The organism is uncultured Campylobacter sp. (assembly GCF_938045225.1).
Lineage (GTDB): Bacteria > Campylobacterota > Campylobacteria > Campylobacterales > Campylobacteraceae > Campylobacter_A.
Genome location: NZ_CALINL010000135.1, coordinates 1 through 5,873, shown reverse-complemented (window position 1 = coordinate 5,873; position 5,873 = coordinate 1). Strand labels below are relative to the sequence as shown.

Sequence of the window (5,873 nt, the reverse complement as noted above, 5' to 3'; positions counted from 1 at the left end):
ACTTCGGAAAATATTGTTAAAAACTTTGACTATATAAAATCCCATATAAATAGTATCAAGACTCTAGATAGTACCGATAATGCAAAGATAAATTTCATAAAAGCACAATACGACGCCGTAAAAGACGTAGTATCTAGGGACGACAAAGATAACGGCGTGTATGAGGTCAACGAACAAACCGGCAAAGCAGCCATGAAACCAATCGACGTAAAAGACGGTAAGGCCTTTACCTAGGAATACTCAAACGACACGACGGGCGTAACGTATAGGATAGAATTTGGCAAAAGAGACGCTCAGCCTGAGGGCTCGGATATAAAAGTAGATATGCCGGACGGCAAATTTTATAACGGCGAAAATATGATCAAGGACTACAAGATCTCAGCCTATAAAATTTACGAAAAAGACGGCTACAAAGTAACCGAAGAATACACGCCTAGCGTCTCAAAAATAGAAGACGTCACTAGAGATAAATTTGACGACAAAGGAATACTGGAAGAAAAAATACTAGAAAGAAGAGACGGACAAAAACTCACCCTAACCTACGTGGACGGCAAACTAAGCTATGCTAGCAAAACCGATCCAAAATACGTAAATACCGATATAAACTTCGAGATCAGCAAAGATAGCGAAAATCTGGACTACAAAGGCAAGTTGTATCTAAACGCAAGCTCGCCAGAACACTTAAACCCTCTTACGCCGAATTTCAACTACAAAGGTAAAGTCACGGTAACAGATAGCGCGCTAGATACGAAATGGACCGCCGATATCGGAAAAGACGAGGTGGTCTACCAAGCATACGATGGACGATTCTCAGACGACGTAACACTAGTGTCAAAGGCTGCATATACAGTCAATAGCAGCTATGGAGTCGATACTTTTGATATAGCCCAGACCCTGCAAGAAAATGCAAATTTGAAAAAAATAAGCACCAACGCCGACACGAACAATCTATCAAACGGCTCAAAAATGGCGGTACTAGACAACGCTCAAGATAAAATCATGCTTCCATCAAACATCACCGAGCTAACAAGAGCGCAAGAGGGCGTAAATCTGCAAAATGTCGAGGAAAAACTATCTACGCTCGGAGTCGGTAAGGCGCAGTATTTCTTGCAAAACGTAGGAGAAAATAAATTTAACGCCTATATGGCGCTAAATACCGACGGAGTCGAGGGCTATCAAAAGGATAGCGATACCTTGATAGAGGTAAAAGATGTCGAATCTAGAAGCTATTTTACAGAGCTAAAAGACGGCGCGACCTCGATCTATAATAAACTAAACTCCGATTTTAACGCTCCAACTCCGTCTAGTTTTGAATATGTAGTAGCTAAAGACGTAGTAGATGGAAAATCTAAAATCTGGGAATACGAAGATACGGTAGCAAACAAGACGTACCAAATAGTCTTTGAAAGAGCTCAAGACGAAAATAGCGGGTTTAAATTTGCACAAGGAGTATTTTTTGATAAAAACGAAAAGGTGCTAAATACGACCGGTTGGCAAACTAGAGCAAAGGTCTACGAGATAGACAAATCTACTCCAAACGTCGAGATCGTAAAAGCCCTAAGCAATAATGAAGGCGGAAGAGTCATCCAAACCGTCACAAAAACCTACGACGATTCTAATAAGCTAATAAAGCAGGTATTACAAGACTTTTCGTACAGTCAAAACGACAAAACCGTAGACGTAACCTACGAAAACAAACAGATAAAATCGGCTACAATAACAAGCGCAGAATATACCAATAAAACGGTAAAATTTGACGTTAGCTCAGATAACGACGCTTCGATGCTAACGACAAAATCGCCACTTACGATGGATTTATCTAAGCCCTGGGATCTAAGCCCGTTAAGCGACGTAACAAAAGGACTTAAAGGTACTGCGACTATAACCGACAAAGCGCTAGATAAAAAAGCCGTAGCCCAGATCGGAGATACGCAAACGACGTTTAAAATCTATGAAAATATAAACTCGGATAAAATAACTCTCATCTCAAAAGCCCAGGGAAATGACGGATCGTTTTTGAGCAAAGAGGAATTTGACGTCAAAGAAACTATCGCCCAAAATCCGGATCAAAAAGAGATATCGATAGAATCAGGCACGGGAATGATGAAAATATCAAAAAACGAAAAAATCAAACTACCTGACAATATCGCAAAAATCTCAAAGGCCGCAGACGGCACGGATTCGTCAAATTTGACGGAAAAGCTAGCAAATTTGAAAAACGGCGAAGGCACTTATTTCTTAGAAAACGTAGGAGCGGATAAATTTAACGCATATCTGGCGCTAAATACGGACGGAGAAGAAGGCTATCAAGAGGGCAGCGATACCTTAGTCAAAATCTCCGGCGTAGCTTACGGTACTGGATTTAGCGACGTAGACGGCGGATACACAATGTTAAGCTAAATTTAAAACTAAAAGGGGCTAAATTTGGTCCCTTTTTACATCTTGTTTTTTTCGCTAATTTACTATCAAATTTGAGTCATTGTCGCAAGCGCCAAATTTTGCCGTCGCCGTTAATTAATAAATTTAATGTCGTGAGTAGAAAAGGTCGTCCGCTCCGCAAATTTAACTAGCGAAGCGGCGGAAAGTAGAAAATTAAAAATTAGACTTATTTTCTTCGACCCATTTGTCGATGCGTTTTGCGTAGTTTTCATCGCCCTTAACGTCAAGCGCGAGACCGATAAATTTGCCGTTTACTAAAAACGCGGAGTGGTTAAATTTATATCCGTCCACGTCGCTAGCGCCGAAAATTTGCGCATCTTTTAGATACGGCAGAAAATCCACCGCGCCGCTAAAAAGCGTTTGCGGGTGGTTAGCTTGATTGCCGATGGCTACGATGGCGGCTTTTTTGCCTTTACTGCCGGCTTTTAAAAGCGGTAGTTTCTCCGCCCAATCAGACTGCAACTCGCCGTTGCCGTAGCTAGGCGCCGCTGCGATGATAACGTCAAATTTAGCAAAATCCTCTGCCCCAGCGCCCTTTACGTCTACTAGCTGCGCTCCTATTTTGCCCGCTAGATACTCGCACGCGCTCTTTGTGTGCCCCTTTGTCGTCGTGTAAAAAATACCAACGCTCATTTCGTTCTCCTTAAAATCAAATAAATTAATACCTGAATTATAACGAAATGATACTTAATCTATCTTATTTCAAATCACGCTTTTATTTGTTGTTTTCTATGCAAATTTCGGCGTATTTAAGCCCCAGCTCGTAGGCTTTTTCATTTTCGGCGTAGACTTTTTTAGGCACTTTTGAGAGCATTACGCGTTTAACTAGCTCAGCATCCAAGCAACCGCTCATCTGTACAGCCACTGCGAGCGCGACGACGCTTTGGGTTATGACGTTGCCCACTTCGTCTTTTGCGATGGAGATGATCGGTATTTCGTAAATTTTCCAGCGCTTTTTATCCTCGTCGCTAGTGCGAACCAAATTTGGCTCCACGACGATGATGCCGCCATCTTTTACGCCGTCTTTAAACTGCTCGAAGCTAACCTGCGCGGTAGCCAGCATAAACTCGATCTCGCCCTCGTTTGCGTACGGGTAAAATATCTCGCGCTCGCTCAAAATGATATCGACCTTTGTCGGTCCTCCGCGCACCTGCGAGGTGTAGGTCGAGGCCTTGACGCCGTATCCGCCCTCCTCGATCTTGGCCGCGGCTAAGATCTCGCCCGCCAAAATAACGCCCTGACCGCCCACTCCGACGAATCTCAACTGCCTTTTCATTTTAGCGCTCCAAAGTCGATTTTCTCGCCGTCTCTAGCAGCTTTTATCACCATGTCGTAGGCCTTGGTGTACTCCATGCGCGACTCGTCTTTGTGAAGCACTCCGAGCGGAAATTTACCATCCCGCTCATCCTCGCTCATCGCGTCAAATTTAGCCTTGCTCACCGTGCGGCCGTCGATCCACTCCAACATCTGCGTAGCTTGGCCCATTTTATTTTTGCGGCCAAGGTTTATGTGGCAGTTTGAAAATACGTCAAAAAAGCTGTATCCGTCATGCTCGAAGCCCTCGGCAAATATCTTTTCCAGCTTTGTGGGCTCTATCACGCTACTGCGCGCTACGAAGGTTGCTCCTGCGGCGGTTGCGAGCTTGCACGCGTCAAAATTCGGATCGATGTTGCCCTGCTGCGCCGTCACCGTCCAAAACCCGGTCGGCGTGGTCGGGCTGGTTTGGGAGTTTGTTAGCCCGTAGATGAAATTATTTATCAAAACGTGGTTTAAATTTATATTTCTGCGGCATCCGTGGATCGTGTGATTGCCGCCGATAGCTAGCCCATCGCCGTCGCCGGTTACCACGATGACGTGTTTGTCCGGGTTTGCTAGCTTGATACCCGTGGCATAGGCTATCGCGCGCCCGTGCGTCGTGTGGACGGTGTTGCAGTTGATGTAGGAGCTAAAGCGTCCCGAGCAGCCGATACCCGAGACCACGCACACGTCGTTCATATCCCACCCAAGTGACTTAGGCAGATGCTGTGCGGTAGAATAGCCAAAGACTCCATTGTATTCTATAGAGGGTTTGCCTGCCGTGGCCTGCTTGGTGGTTACAAGTATGACACCCGCCGAACCCGCATAAGCACCATAAATGGCTGCCGAGGCGGCATCTTTCAATACGGTTATCGATACAACATCACTCATATTAAAAGGTGCACCGGGTACACCATCAACCACATATAAGGGAGATTCGCCGTTGGGTGAGCCCATTCCACGAATCGTAATCGTTGGTTCGGCGCTGGGATGACCACCATTTGCAACAACCGAAACCCCCGGAATCTGACCTTGAAGCATTTGAGACACGTTGCTTACTGGGCGTTTTTGCAGTTTATCTACATTGTCAACAGTCGCTACAGCGGCTGAAAGATCGCCCTTCTTTGCCTTGCCATAGCCAATGGCTACTACCTCGCCAAGCAGCGAAGCGTCTTCTTCCATCGTGAAATTAAGCTTTCCTCCCTTCTCAATCTTTTTCGTTATATTCTTATAACCGATTGAAGAAATCTGCAAAGTACTGCCTGGTGATATCATCAACACATAGTTTCCGTCTAAATCAGTGACTGTACCATTGCTCGAACCCAGCTCTCTTACTGTTGCATTTAGAATCGGATTATCGTCAACATCAACAATCCTTCCTGTTACTTTCACCTTGTTTTGCTGCACAATTCCCGAGACTTCAGCTCCTGAAATGCCTCCCATTACAGGTGAAGGAACCAAAAAAGACAAAGCAGATAAGGCTGCTACCGTCATGATTCGGTATCTGCAACCCAGTAGTGTTTTTTCCTTTTCCATTCGTTTAGATTTTAATTTATAAATTTTAGGCTTAACATTCCTACGCGTATTGAGACAAAACGTGAGCCGATGAACCATAAAGCAGCACCTTTCCTGAGCTTTGTCATTAGCCGACCAACGTCAGTGTGTCTTGTTTTTCAATGTCAGTGAACGCTCGTTTTCCACGCCAATGCTGTATCATTTCAGTGAGGTTAACCCACCCTCTACAGCCTTTCGCAATGCCATCTGATTCGCGGTGACTCGTCCGAAGAATACGTTTTCATCATGGTTTCATATAAAGCGGAACTTCACCTCTTAGGTTTTACATTTAGGTTTACAAATAAGCATCGACCACAAAGATATATAAAATAAAAGAATATATTGTTCTTTTTGCACAAATAAATTTCCAAATTGTACACAATTTCATTACTTTCGTAATGTAAGTAGGCTATTTTCACCTTTTCTTTCAGAGATAAACGCACATAAAATACCCCTATCTTGTCCGTTAACAAGCACGATATTAAAGCGTTACCCAAATGTATCTATGAAATGCTTTCCCTAAAAACATTCTTTCATATCCCAACCCTCATTTTTCAAAATGATACAAATGGTGTTGTGAAATG

At 44.0% G+C, this 5,873-nt stretch carries 4 protein-coding genes and 2 pseudogenes; 2 read left to right on the top strand and 4 right to left on the bottom strand.

What is annotated here, in order from left to right; all coding sequences use genetic code 11:
- Both Q0200_RS05245 and Q0200_RS05240 read left to right on the top strand, forming a co-directional pair.
- Positions 1–234: hypothetical protein (locus tag Q0200_RS05245; protein WP_297938630.1), on the top strand; the 234-nt coding region annotated here is incomplete at its 5' end.
- 90 nt (positions 235–324) lie between these two features.
- Positions 325–2,400, top strand: coding sequence for a hypothetical protein (locus Q0200_RS05240; RefSeq protein ID WP_297938628.1), 2,076 nt, complete (start codon positions 325–327; stop codon positions 2,398–2,400).
- Between the two features lie 192 nt (positions 2,401–2,592).
- On the opposite strand, the gene Q0200_RS05235 is transcribed toward Q0200_RS05240, so the two are convergent.
- The 4 genes and pseudogenes from Q0200_RS05235 to Q0200_RS05220 form a co-directional block, all read right to left on the bottom strand.
- Positions 2,593–3,072 carry a flavodoxin domain-containing protein gene (locus tag Q0200_RS05235; protein WP_297938625.1) on the bottom strand — a complete coding sequence of 160 codons (480 nt, stop codon included), beginning with the start codon at positions 3,070–3,072 and terminating at the stop codon, positions 2,593–2,595.
- 82 nt (positions 3,073–3,154) lie between these two features.
- The gene (locus Q0200_RS05230) at positions 3,155–3,715 is read right to left on the bottom strand and encodes a 2-oxoacid:acceptor oxidoreductase family protein (RefSeq protein ID WP_297938622.1); all 561 of its coding nucleotides are present in this window, start codon (positions 3,713–3,715) and stop codon (positions 3,155–3,157) included.
- Positions 3,712–4,446: pseudogene (locus tag Q0200_RS05225) on the bottom strand (2-oxoglutarate ferredoxin oxidoreductase subunit beta); the annotation flags it as partial. The gene Q0200_RS05230 and the pseudogene Q0200_RS05225, both read right to left, overlap by 4 nt.
- A 123-nt stretch (positions 4,447–4,569) precedes the next feature.
- Positions 4,570–5,178, bottom strand: a pseudogene (locus tag Q0200_RS05220) (carboxypeptidase-like regulatory domain-containing protein); the annotation flags it as partial.
- Positions 5,179–5,873 lie beyond the last annotated feature (695 nt).

Coding starts and splice junctions, on each gene's coding strand:
- Q0200_RS05240 (WP_297938628.1), top strand. CDS start 325: ATGCCGGACGGCAAATTTTATAACGGCGAAAATATGATCAAGGACTAC.
- Q0200_RS05230 (WP_297938622.1), bottom strand. CDS start 3,715: ATGAAAAGGCAGTTGAGATTCGTCGGAGTGGGCGGTCAGGGCGTTATT.
- Q0200_RS05235 (WP_297938625.1), bottom strand. CDS start 3,072: ATGAGCGTTGGTATTTTTTACACGACGACAAAGGGGCACACAAAGAGC.